The organism is Maribacter antarcticus DSM 21422, from assembly GCF_000621125.1.
GTDB classification, from domain to species: domain Bacteria; phylum Bacteroidota; class Bacteroidia; order Flavobacteriales; family Flavobacteriaceae; genus Maribacter; species Maribacter antarcticus.
In genome coordinates this window covers 57,533-76,487 of sequence record NZ_JHZC01000009.1, presented here as the reverse complement: position 1 = coordinate 76,487, position 18,955 = coordinate 57,533, and the positions used below count along the sequence as shown (strand labels likewise).

Genomic DNA, 18,955 nt, shown 5'->3' with positions numbered 1-18,955 from the left:
TTCTTACAAAATTAAGCTAAATTTGAACAATGCGTACGTACTCAAAAAATAGAACCATTTATACCGTTTTAATAGGCCTGTGTATGCTAGGCTTTTGGCTTTTCGAGAATTTTTACACACCAGACACCTACTCTGAAAGTGAACGTCCTATTGCGGATAATGCCTTTCCATCTGATTATCTTCCTTCTACTACTACGGGTGAAATAGTTCAGCATTCCCATTTCTCTCTCTCTTACAACGAACGGTATGAGCAGGCAGAATGGGTCGCCTACGCGCTACAAAAAGAACACTTAACTTATGACGATAGAGAACGGCCTTATTTTATAGAGGACCCTTATGTGAGCACAAAATCTGCTGATTGGCGTAACTATAAAGGGTCTGGTTATGATCGTGGGCATCTCGTGCCAGCAGGTGACCGTAGGTTTTCGAAGCAAGCCTATGACGAAACATTTTATACGAGTAATATAAGTCCACAAAATCATGAGTTTAATGCTGGTGTATGGAATAGATTAGAGATGCAGACCCGTAAATGGGCTAAGCGTTACAAGACGCTGTATATTATTACAGGGGGTATATTAGTTACAGGATTGGATGAAATAGGGGATGAGGACGTCGCTGTACCTGATTATTTTTATAAGGTGATTGCCAAGGAAAACAAGGGCGACTTAGACGTATTGGCTTTTTTGATGAAAGGGGAAGAGCAAAACAAACCTTTACAAAAATTTGTAGTTCCCTTAGACCGAATTGAGGAACTTACTGGAATTGATTTTTTTTACGAAATAAACAAGGGAGCACAAGCAAGTATAGAACGCAACGTTGTATTAAATAATTGGAAGTTCTAGAAATTTTCTTTTAGCCTATTGGTGTCCATTTTTAAGAATACGAACAGTAATATGGTGAAGAATAACAATCCAGACCCGCCGTAGCTAAAAAAAGGTAGGGGAATACCTATGGTAGGCAATACGCCAATTACCATACCTATGTTTATGAAGTAATGTATGAATAAAACAGATATAACACCATAACCGTACATTCTGGCAAAAGCATTTTTTTGACGTTCGGCCAAAGAAATAAGTCTTAATAATAAAAAAGAAAATAACAATACTACTGTAGCGGTGCCGATAAACCCCCATTCTTCCCCAACTGTGCTAAAAATATAGTCGGTATGTTGTTCTGGCACAAAGTCCCCTTTTGTGCGTGTGCCTTCTAGAAATCCCTTGCCAAAAAAACCACCAGACTCGATTGCTTTTTCGGATTGATAGGTGTTGTAGCCTATCGTTTTACGTATCTCTTCTAATTTGTCAGGATCTTTTTCTAAACGTAGCCATAGACCAAAACGGTCTCTATGTCTTTGTTCAAATACATTGTTGAAAACAAAGTTTACTGAAAGCGAGAATAGGATAATAGCCAATGAGATTAAGGAAACTGGAATCATCGGTATCTTAAAGCTTTTTCTTTTTAAGGCGTACATAAGAATAATGAGTAGGGCAAGTGCTATGGTTATCCAAATGGTTCCGAACATAAGGGTGGTAACAAAAACCATAATCAACGTAAATCCTATACCTAGGTAGAATAAGGGAAGCCCTTCTCTGAATATAACAAAAATGAGTGCAAAGAATACCAAAGCACTACCCGGATCGGGCTGTGGAATAATTAAAAGCGTAGGTATAATGATGATCAACAAAGCATATAGCTGGTCTTTTCTACGTTTTATGTCTGTTTGGATGTCGCTCAGGTATTTAGCGAGAGCCAATGCCGTAGCTATTTTTGCAAGCTCTGAGGGTTGAAAATTCATAAATCCCAAACTATACCACGATGTTGCGCCGGCAATGGTTTTTCCAAATACAAAAAGACCCAGAAGGGACAGCATGGAAATTAAATAAAAGATACTTGAAAAACGCTCGTAAAAATTAACCTCCAATGCCATTACAATAACAATGGCAACGATGCTCACACAGATAAAAAAGAATTGTTTACCGTGCAAGGTGCCAAAGTTGAATAAGGATGTTTGGCTTTCCGTAAAAGTACTGGAATAAATGTTACTCCAACCAATGGTCACTAAGGCCAAATAGATAACAACGCTTATCCAATCTATACGTTTTAGTATACTTCTACCAGACATACTCGTTTATCTTGAACTCCTCGCCACTGTATGGTTTCGCGTATTCACGTTCCAACGTTTTATCTAACATCTTTTTTTCTAGATTTTTTCTAGTGACATCTCCATTGAGATATTTTTCGATCATTAAAGAAGCAATATGTCCAGCATAGCGTGATCCATAATATCCATTTTCTATATACACGGCAATGGCTATTTTTGGGTTCTCCACGGGCGCAAATGCGATAAAAACAGAGTGATCTGTTAGCTGGGTACGTACGCCATCGATTTTTGTGAAATTTTCCGCAGTACCAGTTTTACCGGCGGTAGTTATTCCCGGAATTTGAAGCCATCTCGCAGTACCACCAGGACTTGTAAATACTTTTGTCATTCCTTCGATTATAGGCTCAAAGTGCTCTTTGTTTATAGTTGTTTTTTTTACTTCAGTGAACTTAGGATTATTAATTGGTTTTCCCTCAATCTTTTTTAGGATGTGTGGGGTATAGTAATAACCTTTGTTCGCTATGGCTGCCGTCATATTGGCCAGCTGTACAGGGGTGGCGAGTATCTCTCCTTGTCCTATGGCATTGGAAATAATATAGGAGGAGCTCCATCGATTATCGCCGTACCATTTGTCGTAGTACTCCTTATTTGGAATCCTTCCTTTTTGTCCAAAAGGCAAATCGTACCCTAGGTAATTACCTAGCCCAAAGCTTTTCATATGTTTTTCCCACACATCCATACCTTCGTCCGTAGTCTCATACTTTTCATATATTTTACGAAATGTTTCAGCGAAATAGGCGTTGCATGATTTGTAAATTCCATCTACCATAGTTCGTGAGCCACCACCGCAATGGCAGCCTCTTTTCTTTCTGCCTACATAAAAGCCGTTGTAGCATCTTACGGTTGTTGATACATCCATAACTCCTTCCTGGAGTGCAATTAGGGCGTTTAAGGTTTTAAAAGGTGACCCTGGAGGTTGTTGTGCATGTATAGAGCGATCCCAAGTTGGGTTTGCAATAGTATCGTTATATAATTTTGTATAATTTTTTGATCGCTTGCGACCTACAAGTAGTGAAGGATCGTAGGTAGGTCCGGAAATCATGGAAAGTATTTCTCCGGTAGCGGGTTCTATAGCAACAATGCCACCCCATTTACCGTTCATCAAAAGTTCCCCATATTCTTGTAAAGTTTTGTCTAGGGTAACACTTATTTGCTTTCCTTGTTCTGGTAAGGTATCTAGAGCACCTTCTTTATAGGGGCCAATATCTCTATTGAATCTGTCTTTCTGTATGTACTGAACTCCCTTTCTGCCTCGTAATAAATCTTCATAATACCGTTCAACACCCGTTCTACCTTTCAGTTCGCCTTGCACATAGTATTTGTTCTTGGCCAAATCTCCCTCGTTTACCTCACTGATGTATCCTAGAACATTTGCTGCACTAGGCGTATCATAATAGCGTAGAGACCGTTTTTGGATATAAAACCCTGTGTATTTACGCATTTTCTCTTGAAGCTTGGCATAGTCTTGTTTGGATAACTGCGGAACCAGAACAGACGGTAATCTAGGGGAATACACGCGAGCCCTTTGTAATTTTTTAATGAATTTTTCCTTATCGATGTCAAGCAATGCGCAAAACTCCAAAGTATCCAAGGGTTTTACTTCTCGCGGAATTACCATGACATCGTAGGCCGGATCGTTTCCTACTAATAATTCTCCATTTCTGTCATAAATATAACCGCGTTCTGGATAATCGTAAATTCGTTTTATAGCTGGGTCTTCCAATACCTGATCTGGAGAAAAACTAAAAATTTGAAGGTAGGATAGTCTGGTCAGAAACGTAATTCCGATTAAAACAATCAAGGAGGAAAGAAGAATTTTTCTCATTCTTTTTTAGTGCTAAACAAAGAAATGAACAGAAGGCATAAAACTAAGGAGGCCAGACCCGTCATTAGTGTTTTTTGCAAAATTAACAAGCTGTTTGCGAAGCTGAAAATTTCTAGTGTAAAATAGGTGACATGATGTATTACAATTAATAACGCTAAAAAAGTAAATTGTTGTGCCTTTGTAATGCTGTTTAACTTAAAACTTTGAAATTCATAGTTAACACCAAACACAAAACGCATGATAACAGGTCTAAAATAGGCTATGGTTGCTGTGGCTGCTGCATTTATAGCCAAGGTGTCTGAGAAAACATCGATAAAGAACCCCAATAGAAAACTAACAATTAGAAAGGTTGTTCTATTCTTCTTTACAGGATACCAGTAAATAAAAAGCACATAGATAAACGGGTTGATATATCCGAATAAATTAAGGCGATTGAATATGAGTACCTGCACCAAAACAAGAAGTGTAAATCGCAATAAGTTTATGAGGAAGGAATTACTAATCATCCGCTTGTGTTTCTAACTCTAGTTCTATGATTTCTTTGCGGTTCAAACTTTGGATGATGTACACGTTTTTGATATTCGTCATATCGTTAAATAGAGCTACATCAATAAAATAGAAGCTTTTAGAACTATCAAGATCAAATTTTGAAATGGTACCAATGGGAATATTTTCTGGAAAAATACTGCTACTTGCTCCGGTGAGAATAGTGTCGCCAATGCCTAAAGGCGCCAATCTGGGGATATCTATAAGTTGAACCTTAGTGTAACTTTTTGTATCCCATACCAAAGAGCCATAATGGTTGGAGTTCTTTATTTTTGCATTGATTCTTGACTTGTCATTAAGTATGCTCTGTACCGATGCAAAAGCGTTAGAGGTGTTCTCCACAATGCCCAAAATACCTTTATCTGTAATTACACCCATGTCCTGAGCTATATTATCTGTCTTTCCTTTATTAATGGTGATATAGTTACGTTGATTGGAAAAACTATTTTTAACTACTTGACCAGTGACTACGGTATAGCTTAGTGAGGTATCTATTTTTGATATAACGGTTGTTTCTTTATTGTAGAGTTGATGCCTCAGTGTTTCGTTTTCCTTTAGCAAACTTTTATTTTCTTCTCTCAGCTTAAAGTAAGAAGTAGTGTTTGTGGATAATTCATAAAAACTGCCCGAAACATAATTGGCAGAATTTAAGAGCTTGGACTGTTGGTACGAATGAGATTGAAACGTAAATACAAAGGCAATGAGCAGAAGAAAGATATAAAGTAAAAACGTTTTATATCGAATCAGAAAATTTATAATCTGCTGCATTCACCTCTAAATTTTCAAAATACTTGTTTTCCTACATAGCAAAAATAGATATGTAGGCTCAACTAAAATTATTTTATCAGGATGCTCTTATATCGTTCCAGATTTTTTAGTGCTATCCCGGTTCCTCTAACTACTGCTCTAAGCGGATCTTCCGCAATATATACTGGAAGGTCTGTCTTTTGTGATAACCTACGATCCAAGCCACGTAACATTGAGCCTCCTCCTGCTAAATAAATACCCGTATTGTAAATGTCAGCCGCCAACTCCGGTGGTGTTTGCGATAAGGTTTCCATTACAGCATCTTCTACACGTAAAATGGACTTGTCCAACGCTTTTGCTATTTCCCTATAGGAAATCTGAACTTGCTTCGGTTTTCCTGTTAATAAATCTCGTCCTTGTACAGATTTTTCATCTGGTGGTGACTGTAAATCTTCGGTAGCAGAACCTATTTCTATTTTTATGGCCTCTGCCGTGGTTTCCCCTACATATAAGTTATGTTGGGTACGCATGTAATAAATAATATCGTTTGTAAATACATCACCTGCAATTTTCACGGATTTGTCGCAAACTATACCGCCTAGCGCAATTACTGCAATTTCAGTAGTACCACCTCCAATATCTACAATCATATTTCCTTTGGGCTGCATAATATCTAATCCAATACCTATAGCTGCCGCCATAGGTTCGTGTATCAGATACACTTCTTTACCGTTTACGCGTTCTGCGGATTCCTTTACGGCTCGCATCTCTACCTCGGTAATTCCAGAGGGAATACAAATAACCATACGCAAGGCAGGTGGAAACCATTTTTTCTTTAATGCGGGAATATTCTTGATGAACATGTTAATCATCTTTTCCGAAGCATCAAAATCAGCAATTACGCCGTCTTTTAGTGGACGAATAGTCTTTATATTTTCATGGGTTTTCCCCTGCATCAGACTTGCCTCTCTGCCAACAGCAATGATTTTTCCACTAATTCTATCCCTAGCTACAATGGATGGGCTATCGACTACCACTTTGTCGTTATGAATGATAAGGGTGTTAGCAGTACCTAGGTCAATGGCTATTTCCTCGGTCAAGAAATCAAAAAATCCCATAGATTAATATTTGGTTATGGATAAATAGGTATATTTCATAAGTAAAAGTAGTAAAATTAATGCTTAAAATGACGTGTACCTGTCATCACCATAGAAATTCCGTTCTCATTGCAATAATCTACACTCAATTGATCTTTAATAGAGCCTCCTGGCTGTATCACACTGGTAACACCTGCTTTGTCTGCTATTTCGACACAATCAGGGAATGGGAAGAAAGCATCACTGGCCATAACTGCACCTTTTAAATCGAATTTAAATGATTGTGCCTTGTGAATTGCTTGGTTCAAAGCATCTACGCGAGAAGTTTGTCCTGTACCGCTGGCACATAGTTGTTTGTTCTTTGCCAAAATAATAGTATTGGACTTCGTATGTTTACATAGTTTTGATGCAAACAAAAGGTCTTCTAGCTCTTGTGGGTTTGGCTTATTTTCTGTAACATAACTAAGGTCTTCTAGGCCGTCAGTTTTATAATCCTTGTCTTGGAGCAGCATTCCATTTAAACACGTTCTCACCAGCATTTCTGGCATTTCAGTTTCATTCTGTATCAGGATGATTCTGTTTTTCTTGCCTTTTAATAGTTCTAATGCATCTGCCGCATAGCTAGGGGCTATGACTACTTCGCAAAACAGTTGGTGTATTTCTTCGGCTGTCGCTTTATCTATTTCCTTATTGCTAATGAGTACGCCTCCAAAGGCGGAAACAGGGTCGCCTGCCAAGGCATCTATATACGCTTGATGAAGTGTTTCTCGTTGCGCTAAACCACAGGCGTTATTGTGTTTAAGAATTGCAAATGTAGGCGCATCGTTCTTAAACTCACCCATTAGATTTACCGCTGCATCTACATCCAACAAGTTGTTGTAAGAGAGTTCTTTACCATGTAATTTGGAGAACATCGCATCGAAATCACCAAAGAAAAAACCTTTTTGATGTGGGTTTTCCCCGTAACGTAATACTTTTCCATTGGTCTCACTGATTTTTAGCGCAGCTGTTCCATGCCTTTTGTTAAAATAGTTAAAGATAGCAGTGTCATAATGCGAGGAAACGTTGAAAGATTTTGCTGCAAAACGTTTTCGATTTTCCAAAGTGCTGCTGCCGTTTCCGTTAGAAATCACATCTAGAAAATCTGAGTAATCCTCCATAGAAGAAACACAGAGCACATCCTTAAAGTTTTTGGCCGCTGCACGAATCAATGAAATTCCGCCGATATCAATTTTTTCTATGATATTTTGTTCGGATGCTCCACTAGCTACCGTTTTTTCAAAGGGGTACAAATCAACGATGACAATATCCAACTGTGGAATATCAAATTGGGCCAATTGGGCTGCATCGCTCTCATTGTCTTGCCGGTTTAAAATACCACCAAAAACTTTTGGGTGTAACGTTTTTACCCGTCCGCCTAAAATCGATGGGTAGCTGGTTACGTCCTCAACCGGTATAACAGGGATGCCCAAATCCGTAATGAATTTCTCAGTACCGCCTGTAGAATAGATGGTAATACCAAGTTCTTGGAATTTTTTAACGATGGGTTCTAACCCGTCTTTGTGAAATACAGAAATTAGGGCAGAAGTCGCTTTTTTAACAGTGCTCATTTGATGTGCTTGTGGTTAGTAGTATACACACAAAAGTAATTTTTTTAAGGCGGTATTTTGATTTAGGTTATCAACAAATAAGAGAAAGTTTTAAAGAATCTGGGCAACTTGGGCATTTACAAATTCCAAAAAGCGCTCATCAGATTTGGTAAATGGATCTGGCGTGTTGGAATCAATGTCTATTTGGCCAATATTTACACCGTTTACGAAGAGTGGTACCACAATTTCAGCCTTTACGGTAATGCTACAGGCAATATAGTTGTTCTGTGCCATTACATCAGGCACTACAAAATTTTGATTGCTTACCGCAACTTGGCCACAAATACCTTTCCCAAATGGGATGAGAGTGTGATTTGTTGGAGCACCGGCGTAGGGTCCTAGCTTTAGTTCCTCTTTATCACCGTTTCTAAAATAAAACCCAACCCAATCATAATGAGTAACGTTTTCTTTAAGTAGAGTACAAATCTCTTGAAGTTTAGTGTCTGTTTTGGCTGCCGAATGGGTTATGGCAGTTATTTGAGAACGTAGGCTGTCTAACATGAGTTTTTTTTGAAAATGTGTGTCAAAAGTCGATTTTTATGCAGAAACTAACAATACTAATCACCTTAATTATTCGTTAACTCTATATATTGGAAATTGAAAAACGGTATATTTGTACTGTGAATAATGTGTTACATAAAATAATGTCTTTGTTAATGGCGCTATTGGTGCTATTCTCAACGATGTCTTTTTCGTTGAATATACATTACTGCGGTGACCACTTGGTAGATTATAGCCTTTTTGATACCGCAGATACTTGCATGATGAAAGCGAAAATGTCCAAATCGTCTAGCGAATGTGCTGTAATGGACATGGAAATGAATTGCTGTTCAGATGTAGAAATTGTTATTGAAGGTCTAGACGACGTTAAAATTGCTTTTGACCAATTTACTTTCGAACAACAGGTATTTATTACTTCTTTTGCAATCTCCTATATTAATTTGTTTGAGGGTTTTGATTCAAACGTAATCCCATTTAAAGACTACTCCCCACCTCCGCTGATACGGGATATCCATATCCTAGATCAGTCCTTCTTAATTTGATTTTTAACAGTACTCCTTTTGCCCTATGGTTCTTCCGTTGAGGGCTGAATTTGTTGCGTTTGTTTTTCTGTATTCCAGAATTTCATTCCTTTCATAACTGCTTAATTATCAAACTATATGCTTAATAGAGCTATCAAATATCTTATAGAAAACAAACTCGTTGCAGTTTTAATGCTCACCCTATTTATAGCTTGGGGCATAGTAAACGCACCTTTTGGTTGGGATACCGGTTTTCTACCTTCTAATCCTGTTGCAGTAGATGCCATTCCAGATATTGGGGAAAACCAGCAAATCGTTTTTACCAAGTGGCAAGGTCGTTCACCACAAGATATTGAAGACCAAATTACGTATCCTTTAACGACTTCATTACTTGGTATTCCTGGAGTAAAAACAATTCGTAGTTCTTCTATGTTTGGTTTTTCCAGTATTTATATCATTTTTGAAGAAGATATCGATTTTTACTGGTCTCGTAGTCTGATTTTAGAGAAGCTAAATTCACTACCAGCTAACCTATTACCAGATGGTATAAACCCATCTTTAGGACCCGATGCCACAGGTTTAGGGCAAATATATTGGTACACTTTAGAAGGGCGTGATGAAGAAGGAAATGTAACTGGCGGCTGGGATTTACAGGAGCTGCGTAGCATTCAAGACTATTACGTAAAATATGGATTATCCTCGGCAAGTGGTGTTTCAGAAGTTGCCTCTATAGGCGGTTATGTTCAGGAATATCAAGTGGATGTTGACCCTGAAAAAATGCGCCAATACACTATTGGGTTAAGCGATGTTGTAAAAGCGGTAAAGGAAAGCAACCAAGATATTGGGGCGCAGACCTTGGAAATAAATCAAGTAGAATATTTAGTTCGTGGTTTGGGTTATGTGAAATCTGTGGCTGACATTGAAAATGCCGTAGTTTCTTCAGAAAATTTCACTTCTATACGAATCAAGGATATCGCAAAAGTAAATTTAGGGCCTCAAACCAGACGTGGTATTTTAGATAAAGAAGGTGCTGAAGTTGTGGGTGGTGTCGTTGTGGCCCGTTACGGTGCAAACCCAATGGAAGTGATTAATAATGTGAAAGACCAAATAACGGAACTTTCATCAGGATTACCCACTAAAGTTTTGGCAGATGGGCGTACGTCACAAGTAACCATTGTGCCGTTTTATGATCGTACAGAACTCATTCAAGAAACACTTCACACGCTCAATGAAGCCCTAACTCTTGAAATTCTAATTACAATTCTGGTTATCATCGTGATGATGTTTAACCTACGCGCATCCATCCTAATTTCAGGATTATTACCTGTTGCCGTGTTGATGGTTTTTATTGCGATGAAGCTATTCAATGTAGATGCAAATATTGTTGCACTTTCTGGTATTGCTATTGCCATTGGGACTATAGTAGATGTTGGTGTCATACTTGCCGAAAATATGATTCGGCATTTGGAGGATGAAAAATTACGATTTAAAGAAAGCGGAATCGAATACACGACTAATGAGATTGTTTACAATGCTACTGCGGAAGTTTCAGGAGCAATATTAACAGCAGTTTTGACTACCATCATTAGTTTCATACCGGTTTTTACATTGATAGGTGCTGAAGGGAAATTATTCAGACCGCTGGCATTTACTAAAACAATGGCGCTTTCTGCCGCCTTAGTGATTGCACTTTTCTTGATACCGCCATTTGCAGCTTTCTTGTTTAGGAAAACGAATATTAGAGAACGTTTTAAATACATTCTCAACGGTTTGCTCATTATTTTGGGTTTCAGTGCTGTCATTTATGGCTATTGGTTGGGGCTTGTTTTAATAGGGTATGGAGCGGTTGCACTACTAAGTATAAGGGATATTGTTACAACAAAAAGAGCCAATCTAATTCATATCATCATTTCCTGCATTGCAATTGTAGTCTTACTGGCTGAATATTGGCGACCGCTTGGTTTTGACCGCAGCATCATAATGAACCTAATTTTTGTAGCGATTATCTGCTTTGGGTTACTCGGTGTGTTTTCAATTTTCCAAAGGTATTATGACAACATATTACGTTGGGCACTTCAAAACCGATTGCTATTTTTAATTATTCCAACCACGGTGTTGATCTTAGGAGTGGTTATAATGCGAAATACTGGTAAAGAATTTATGCCATCGCTTAACGAAGGTTCATTTCTTTTAATGCCCACCTCTCTACCACACGCAGGAGTAGAAGAAAATAAGCGGGTACTGCAACAACTCGATATGGCGGTTGCCACTATTCCTGAAATAGAAACTGTAGTTGGGAAAGCTGGACGAACAGAATCTGCGCTCGACCCTGCACCGTTATCGATGTATGAAAATATGATTCAGTATAAATCTGAACATATGCGGAATGAAGCAGGCGAGCGACAACGGTATCAAATAAATGATCATGGATTGTTTGTGCTAAAAAATGATAAATTCATCATCAACCCAAATAATGAAATCGATGATGATGTAAAATATGAAGCATCTCAACTAAAAACAAATGCAACTCGTGAGGACTTAATTCCTGATGATGATGGCGAATATTACCGAAACTGGCGACCAAAAATAAATAGTCCTGATGATATTTGGAATGAGATTGTGAAAGTGACAAAATTCCCAGGAGTAACGTCTGCGCCCAAGCTACAACCTATTGAGACACGTCTTGTAATGCTACAAACAGGTATGCGAGCACCTATGGGAATTAAAGTGAAAGGGCGCGATTTAAAAACCATTGAAGCTTTTGGTTTGCAATTAGAAGAATTGTTAAAACAATCTGAGGGCGTTAAAGAACAAGCTGTTTTTGCAGACCGTATTGTAGGTAAACCCTATTTGTTAATTGATATAAAACGAGAGCAACTAGCACGATACGGAATTTCGATTATGGACGTTCAGGAAGTACTTCAGGTAGCTGTAGGCGGTATGCCATTGACGCAAACCGTAGAAGGTCGTGAGCGTTATGGTGTTCGTGTTCGGTATCCTAGAGAGCTGCGTAGTAATCCAGACGACCTTAAAAAGATTTATGTGCCTGTGGAAAAAGGTAGTCCTGTTCCTTTAGGCGAGTTGGTAGATATTCGCTATGAACAAGGTCCGCAAGTGATTAAAAGTGAAGACACCTTCCTTGTGGGTTATGTCCTTTTTGATAAGCTAGACGGTTTTGCCGAGGTGGATGTCGTAGAAAGTGCCCAGGACTTGATTAAACAAAGAATAGCTAGTGGGGATTTAATCGTTCCTAAAGGAATCAGTTACCAATTTACAGGTACCTACGAAAATCAATTACAAGCGGAGAAAACACTTTCTGTTGTCGTTCCGCTGGCACTTGTAATCATTTTCTTGATTCTTTATTTCCAGTTTAAATCAGTCAGCACGTCGCTTATGGTATTTTCAGGGATTACAATAGCTTTTGCAGGTGGTTTCATTATGATTTGGTTGTATGGCCAAGATTGGTTCTTTAATTTTAATCTATTTGGGGAAAATATGCGAGACCTATTCAATATGAAAACCATCAATTTAAGCGTGGCGGTTTGGGTTGGATTTATTGCGCTCTTTGGCATTGCTACAGATGACGGCGTGGTAATGGCAACCTATCTCAAACAGACGTTTGACAGGGAAAAACCAAAGGACAACAGAGGAATTCGATTGGTAACCTTGGAAGCTGCCGGTAAGAGAATACGTCCTTGTCTAATGACAACCGTAACAACCATTCTGGCGCTGTTACCCATACTCACATCTACAGGAAAAGGAAGCGATATAATGATACCTATGGCAATCCCCATTTTTGGTGGGATGATTATCGACATAACTTCTTATTTCTTATTACCTGTGCTATATAGCTGGAAGAAAGAATATCAACTTAAAGGAGCAAACAGATGAAAAATATAAAAATTATAATGTGTCTTTTGTTTGTTTCTGCTGTTGCGAAAGCACAACAATTACAGACATATATCGAGGAAGCAAACGGCAATAATCCAGAAATCCAGGCTTTTAATTTACGGTACAACATCGCTGAAGAAAAAGTAAATGAAGTAGACTGGATTCCGAATACAGAATTTAACGCAGGCTATTTTGTAAGCGAACCTGAAACAAGAACAGGAGCGCAGCGTGCGCGGTTTGGCTTTAGGCAGATGCTACCTTGGTTTGGTACTATTACAGCTAGAGAAAATTATGCAACTTCAATGGCTGAAGCTGAATATGTAGAAATAACCATTGCCAAAAGAAAATTGGCACTCTCGGTAGCCGAAATTTATTACAAACTTTATGGAGTTAGAGCGCAACAAAAGGTACTTGGCGAGAATATTCAATTATTGAAAACTTACGAAAAACTAGCACTAACATCAATAGCCGTTGGTAAAGCATCAGCGGTAGATGTATTGCGATTACACATACGGCAGAATGAATTAGTTCAAGAAAAAGAAGTTTTGGAGCAACAGGTATTTGGGATTCAGACGGCTTTTAATAAATTGTTGAATAGAGAATATGATATATTGGTAGAAACGGTTACTATTTTGCCATTGCCTGATGAAGATATCGTCTTTGGCTATGATGCATTAGCGCTCAACCCAGAACTGCTCAAATACGACAAACTTTACGAATCTGTTTCAAAATCCGAATTGTTGAACCAACGTGAAGGCTTGCCAATGATAGGTTTTGGTGTAGATTATCTACCAGTTTCTGAACGGGCTAATATGAATTTTAGTGATAACGGTAAGGATATCTTAATGCCTATGGTTTCTGTTACCGTTCCGCTCTTCAACAACCGCTATACATCTATTACAAAGCAAAACGAATTGCGTCAAAGAGAAATTGAGATGCAAAAAAAGCAGCAGTTGAATGTTTTGGAATCCGCTTTCGCTAAAGCGATATCACAACGCAATCAGGCTAGAATTAAATACAATACACAAGAAAAGAATTTGAAACAAGCAAATGATGCCGAAGAAATTCTTATCAAAAATTACGAAACTGGTACTATTGATTTTATTGATATTCTTGATATCCAGGAGCTACAACTAAAGTTTCAAATCAATCAAATAAGTGCTGTAACAACATACTATTTGCAGAGTGCAGTAGTCAATTATTTAATAACTCAATAAACACATAACAATGAAAAGTCTCAAATTAATTTTCACAGGAATGGTAGTACTAGCATTAGTAACAATGGTGTCGTGTAAAGACAACAAAGCAGAAATAAAAACGCAACCAACGGAAATAACTGAAGAACAAGGAACCGAATACACATCTACTTATGTATGTCCAATGCATTGTAAAGATAGTGGCAGTGATAAAGAAGGAAAATGCGACACTTGTGGAATGGCACTCGTAAAAAATGAAGACCATAAAGCAAATGGACACAAACACGAATAGACTTTAAAAACATCAAATGAAACACACCTATCACATACACGGAATGACCTGCAATGGTTGTCGCAGTCACGTTGAGCAAACACTTTCTAAAGTGGAAGGTGTTTCAAAAGTAGCAGTCGATTTAAAAAAGGAAAAAGCTACTATCGAAATGGAATCGCATATTTCTATCCAGACCTTTCAAGATGCACTTGTAAAGGATGGTACACGTTACAGTATCCATATGCAAAAAGAAAAGGAAATCGGAATAATGAAACACACCTATAGCATACACGGAATGACCTGCAATGGTTGTCGCCATCACGTGGAGCAAACACTTTCAAAAGTGGAAGGTGTAACCAATGCGTCGGTAGATTTAGAAAAAGCAGAAGCAACTATCGAGATGGAATCTCACATTTCTATTGAAACGTTTCAGAAAGCGATGAAAGAGGATGGTGGCACATACAATATTGATGAACGTGGAGAATATCATAAAACGATAGAAACCAAAAAGGGAAACCCCAAAGGAAAAGGAACTGGAACGTTTTATTGTCCAATGCATTGCGAAGGAGATAAGACTTATGACAAACCTGAGGACTGTCCCGTATGTGGAATGGATTTGGTAGAAGAACAAAATTTATCGGTAGTAACTTCTGAACAATGGACCTGCCCAATGCATCCCGAAATCGTGAAAGACGAATCAGGAGCTTGCCCTATTTGCAGAATGGATTTAGTGCCTTTGCAACCAGACCTTTCTGCTGAAGAGAAGACCTATAAAAAATTATTGAAGAAATTTTGGATAGCGGTTGGTTTCGCACTTCCCATTTTCTTGATTGCGATGAGCGAGATGGTTCCTAATAATGCATTATATGATGTGATGGAGCAAAAGTGGTGGAATTGGATTCAGTTTGCACTATCAATTCCTGTTGTGTTTTATGCCACTTGGATGTTCTTTGAGCGTGCCTATAAAAGTATAAAAACGTGGAATCTCAATATGTTTACCCTCATCGGAATCGGTGCAGGTGTTGCGTGGCTGTTTAGTGTTTTTGGAATGATATTTCCAGACTTTTTCCCTGAACAATTTAAGACAGCATCAGGAGCAGTTCACGTTTATTTTGAGTCAGCAACCGTAATACTTACCCTTGTCTTAATGGGTCAAGTTTTAGAGGCAAGAGCGCACAGTAAAACCAATTCCGCAGTTAAGGAATTATTAAAGCTTGCACCTAATAAAGCAGTACGCGTGGTTGATGGGAATGAAGAAGAGGTTTCTATCGATAAAATTGAAAAAGAAGATATTCTAAGAGTAAAGCCAGGCGATAAAATCCCTGTGGACGGTATAATTACAGAAGGAAAAACGACAGTAGATGAATCAATGATTTCTGGAGAACCTATCCCTGTTGACAAAATTGAAGATGACAAAGTAAGTAGCGGCACCATAAACGGCAATCAATCTTTCTTGATGAAAGCCGTAAAAGTTGGTAGTGATACGCTACTTTCTCAAATCATAAAGATGGTAAATGATGCAAGTCGCAGTCGGGCACCTATTCAAAAACTGGCAGATACCGTTTCAGGACATTTTGTACCTGTGGTGGTGGCCATTTCTTTAATCACCTTTATAGTTTGGGCCATTTGGGGCCCAGAACCGACTTATGTATTTGCACTAGTAAATGCCATCGCTGTATTGATTATTGCTTGCCCTTGTGCTTTAGGCTTAGCGACACCCATGTCGGTCATGGTAGGTGTTGGTAAAGGAGCTCAGAATGGTGTATTGATTAAAAATGCCGAAGCGCTGGAAAAAATGGACAAGGTAACTACCTTGATAGTGGATAAGACGGGAACTATTACTGAAGGAAAACCAACAGTTGAGAAAATAGGTGTATTTGGTTCAAACTTTTCTGAAACTGAAATACTATATTTCGTTGCATCCCTAAACAGTTCTAGCGAACATCCGCTGGCCGCAGCAACCGTGAAATACGGGAAAGAACAAAAAATCGAACTATCAAAAACCGAAAACTTTAGTGCGGTTACTGGAAAGGGTGTAGAGGGAACAGTTGATGGTAAAAAACTAGATTTAGGAAATGCCAAAATGATGGAATATGCAAAAGCCACTATTTCTGAAGAAATGGAAGCCGAGGCACAATCATTTCAGAAACAGGGCAAAACGGTTTCTTATTTGGCTGTAGATACCGAAGTGTCAGGCTATGTGGTTATTGGGGATAAAATTAAAAAGACAAGTGCTAAAGCCATTAGAGAATTCCAAGATAAAGGCATCGCTGTCATAATGCTTACTGGAGATAATCACGATACTGCCCAAGCTGTAGCGAGTGAACTCAACCTAGCTGACTTTAAAGCGGGAATGTTACCAGAAGACAAACTCAAAGAAGTAACAAAATTACAGGAACAAGGAAAAGTGGTCGCAATGGCTGGCGATGGTATTAACGATGCACCTGCATTAGCTAAAAGCGATGTCGGTATCGCAATGGGAACAGGAACCGATGTTGCTATTGAGAGTGCTATGATTACCCTTGTAAAAGGAGATTTACACGGTATTGTGAAAGCAAAGAATCTAAGCCACGCTGTAATGAAAAACATCAAGCAAAATCTATTTTTTGCATTGGTATATAACACACTAGGAGTCCCTATTGCGGCAGGTGTTTTATTTCCGTTTTTTGGGATACTATTATCGCCTATGATTGCGGCACTTGCAATGAGTTTTAGTTCGGTATCTGTTATAGTGAATGCCCTGGGATTAAAAACAAAATCAATTAACTAATACATGATGATAATGAAAAAAAATATTTTATATATCGGTATTGCAGTAGTTATAGGACTAGTTGGCGGCTATCTATTATTTGGAAATAACGCTAACACGTCCAATCAAGAACTATCGGACAGTCATCACCATTTTGAAGAGGCTAAGAATCAATTATGGACGTGTTCAATGCATCCTCAAATAATACAAGCAGAACCAGGCGATTGCCCAATTTGTGGCATGGAATTAATTCCAGCGGAGTCAGGTGCGGAAGGATTGGCCGTGAACGAGATAAAAATGACCAAGAACGCCATGGCATTGGCCAATGTGCAAACAACTATCGTTGGTAATGAAATAGCAGATAATGAAGGTATGATTTCGCTTTCGGGAAAAATTACAGAAAACAAGGACGAAACTGCAACACAGCCTGCACATTTTGACGGTCGCATCGAGCAATTGTATGTAAATTCATTAGGCGAAAAAGTAAACCGAGGACAAAAAGTAGCCTCTATCTATTCACCAGCCTTGGTGGCCGCTCAACAAGAACTGATAACCACCTTTAAGTTGAAAGAGTTACAGCCCCAATTATACGATGCGGTACGCAATAAATTTAAAAATTGGAGGATACACGGTGATGTTCTTGACAAGATTGAGAGCAGCGGCCAAGTGATACAGCGCTTCCCAATTTATTCTCACGTTTCTGGAGTTATAACAGAGATAATGCTCAATGAGGGGGCCCATGTGATGGATGGGATGTCAATATTCAAGGTAAGTAATCTAAGTTCGGTCTGGGCTGATTTTGATGCCTATGAAAATCAAATCTCTCAATTTAAAATAGGTCAAAAAATAAAGATAGTAACCAACGCATATCCCAATAAAGAGTTTGAAGCAACAGTTTCGTTTATTGACCCCATATTGAATAAAGCAACGCGAACTGTTACCGTAAGAGCAACACTTAAAAATACGGAAGATTTGTTTAAGCCAGGGATGTTTGTAAACGGAAAACTTCAAGGATTAACGGAAAAGAATAGTGAATTAATTTCTGTTCCTGCAACTGCTGTACTATGGACGGGAGAACGCTCTTTGGTATATATAAAAACCAATCTAAATGAACCCATTTTTGAAATGCGAGAAGTAACTATTGGAAACCGAAATGGAGAAAATTTCACTATAACTCATGGCTTAGAAAATGGAGATGAAATTGTAACTAATGGCACCTTCACCGTGGACGCGGCAGCACAGTTACAGGGTAAGAAGTCCATGATGAACAAATCTGGTGGTAAAACAATGACTGGACATGAGGAGTATACAAGTATGCAGATGAATAGGGAAGAAAAATTGGATGGAGGAACTACGGAATTGCCAAAGTCTGTTCAAAAAAATTTCCTTCTAGTATTAAACTCTTATTCACAATTGAAGGATGCTTTTGTTCAATCTGATATTGAAAAGGTAAAAATTGCTACAGGTGTTTTATTAAAGGACTTGGAAAAAATTAAAATTTCTAGTTTGACAGAAACTCAAAAAGAACATTTTGGTGGTATTGATGAAGCACTTAATGCTATTCTTGAAGACGCTGATTTAGAAAATCAACGTGTTAATTTTGTAGTTTTGAATGAAAGTATTATTCCAGTCGCTATGAATATGAGTACTATGAATCCGCCATTTTATGTTCAGAAATGTCCAATGGCGAACCAGAACAAAGGCGCTTTGTGGCTTAGTGAAAGTAGAGAAATAAAAAATCCATATTATGGAGACGAGATGTTAACTTGCGGTTCTGTAATAGATACAATTGGTAAATAGA

The 18,955-nt window shown here is 38.3% G+C and carries 14 protein-coding genes; 7 read left to right on the top strand and 7 right to left on the bottom strand.

Annotation, left to right across the window (positions count from 1 at the left end; all coding sequences use genetic code 11):
• The first annotated feature begins 29 nt into the window (after positions 1-29).
• Positions 30-842, top strand: coding sequence for a DNA/RNA non-specific endonuclease (locus Q360_RS0110320; RefSeq protein ID WP_027077026.1), 813 nt, complete (start codon positions 30-32; stop codon positions 840-842).
• On the opposite strand, the gene rodA is transcribed toward Q360_RS0110320, so the two are convergent.
• The 7 genes from rodA to Q360_RS0110285 form a co-directional block, all read right to left on the bottom strand.
• Positions 839-2,122: a rod shape-determining protein RodA gene (gene rodA, locus Q360_RS0110315; protein ID WP_027077025.1), complete on the bottom strand. Its 1,284-nt coding sequence runs from the start codon at positions 2,120-2,122 to the stop codon at positions 839-841. The two genes, Q360_RS0110320 and rodA, sit on opposite strands and share 4 nt — an antisense overlap.
• On the bottom strand, positions 2,112-3,986 hold the full coding sequence (gene mrdA / locus Q360_RS0110310; RefSeq protein WP_027077024.1) for a penicillin-binding protein 2: 1,875 nt from the start codon (positions 3,984-3,986) through the stop codon (positions 2,112-2,114). Before mrdA ends, rodA begins: the two co-directional genes overlap by 11 nt.
• Positions 3,983-4,492, bottom strand: a complete 510-nt coding sequence (locus tag Q360_RS0110305) for a hypothetical protein (protein WP_036195643.1) — start codon at positions 4,490-4,492, stop codon at positions 3,983-3,985. The genes mrdA and Q360_RS0110305 overlap by 4 nt, the downstream gene beginning before the upstream one ends.
• Positions 4,485-5,300 (bottom strand): rod shape-determining protein MreC, encoded by an 816-nt coding sequence (mreC, locus tag Q360_RS0110300; RefSeq protein ID WP_027077022.1) that lies wholly within the window; start codon positions 5,298-5,300, stop codon positions 4,485-4,487. The genes Q360_RS0110305 and mreC overlap by 8 nt, the downstream gene beginning before the upstream one ends.
• A gap of 68 nt (positions 5,301-5,368) precedes the next feature.
• Complete coding sequence (locus Q360_RS0110295; protein WP_027077021.1) at positions 5,369-6,397, bottom strand: rod shape-determining protein; 1,029 nt, start codon at positions 6,395-6,397, stop codon at positions 5,369-5,371.
• 56 nt (positions 6,398-6,453) lie between these two features.
• Positions 6,454-7,986, bottom strand: coding sequence for a bifunctional phosphoribosylaminoimidazolecarboxamide formyltransferase/IMP cyclohydrolase (purH, locus tag Q360_RS0110290; protein ID WP_027077020.1), 1,533 nt, complete (start codon positions 7,984-7,986; stop codon positions 6,454-6,456).
• A gap of 90 nt (positions 7,987-8,076) precedes the next feature.
• Positions 8,077-8,526: a GAF domain-containing protein gene (locus Q360_RS0110285; protein ID WP_027077019.1), complete on the bottom strand. Its 450-nt coding sequence runs from the start codon at positions 8,524-8,526 to the stop codon at positions 8,077-8,079.
• 119 nt (positions 8,527-8,645) lie between these two features.
• Between Q360_RS0110285 and Q360_RS0110280 the strand changes: the two genes are divergently transcribed.
• The 6 genes from Q360_RS0110280 (at position 8,646) to Q360_RS0110255 (ending at position 18,954) form a co-directional block, all read left to right on the top strand.
• Positions 8,646-9,068 (top strand): HYC_CC_PP family protein, encoded by a 423-nt coding sequence (locus tag Q360_RS0110280; protein WP_156950079.1) that lies wholly within the window; start codon positions 8,646-8,648, stop codon positions 9,066-9,068.
• A gap of 117 nt (positions 9,069-9,185) precedes the next feature.
• On the top strand, positions 9,186-12,938 hold the full coding sequence (locus Q360_RS0110275; RefSeq protein WP_027077017.1) for an efflux RND transporter permease subunit: 3,753 nt from the start codon (positions 9,186-9,188) through the stop codon (positions 12,936-12,938).
• Entirely contained in the window at positions 12,935-14,155 is a 1,221-nt protein-coding gene (locus tag Q360_RS0110270; RefSeq protein ID WP_027077016.1) for a TolC family protein, read from the top strand. The genes Q360_RS0110275 and Q360_RS0110270 overlap by 4 nt, the downstream gene beginning before the upstream one ends.
• A gap of 10 nt (positions 14,156-14,165) precedes the next feature.
• Positions 14,166-14,426, top strand: coding sequence for a heavy metal-binding domain-containing protein (locus tag Q360_RS0110265; protein ID WP_027077015.1), 261 nt, complete (start codon positions 14,166-14,168; stop codon positions 14,424-14,426).
• Positions 14,427-14,442: 16 nt separating this feature from the next.
• Complete coding sequence (locus tag Q360_RS0110260) at positions 14,443-17,175, top strand: heavy metal translocating P-type ATPase (RefSeq protein ID WP_027077014.1); 2,733 nt, start codon at positions 14,443-14,445, stop codon at positions 17,173-17,175.
• A gap of 12 nt (positions 17,176-17,187) precedes the next feature.
• Positions 17,188-18,954 (top strand): efflux RND transporter periplasmic adaptor subunit, encoded by a 1,767-nt coding sequence (locus Q360_RS0110255; protein ID WP_027077013.1) that lies wholly within the window; start codon positions 17,188-17,190, stop codon positions 18,952-18,954.
• Position 18,955: the final 1 nt, after the last annotated feature.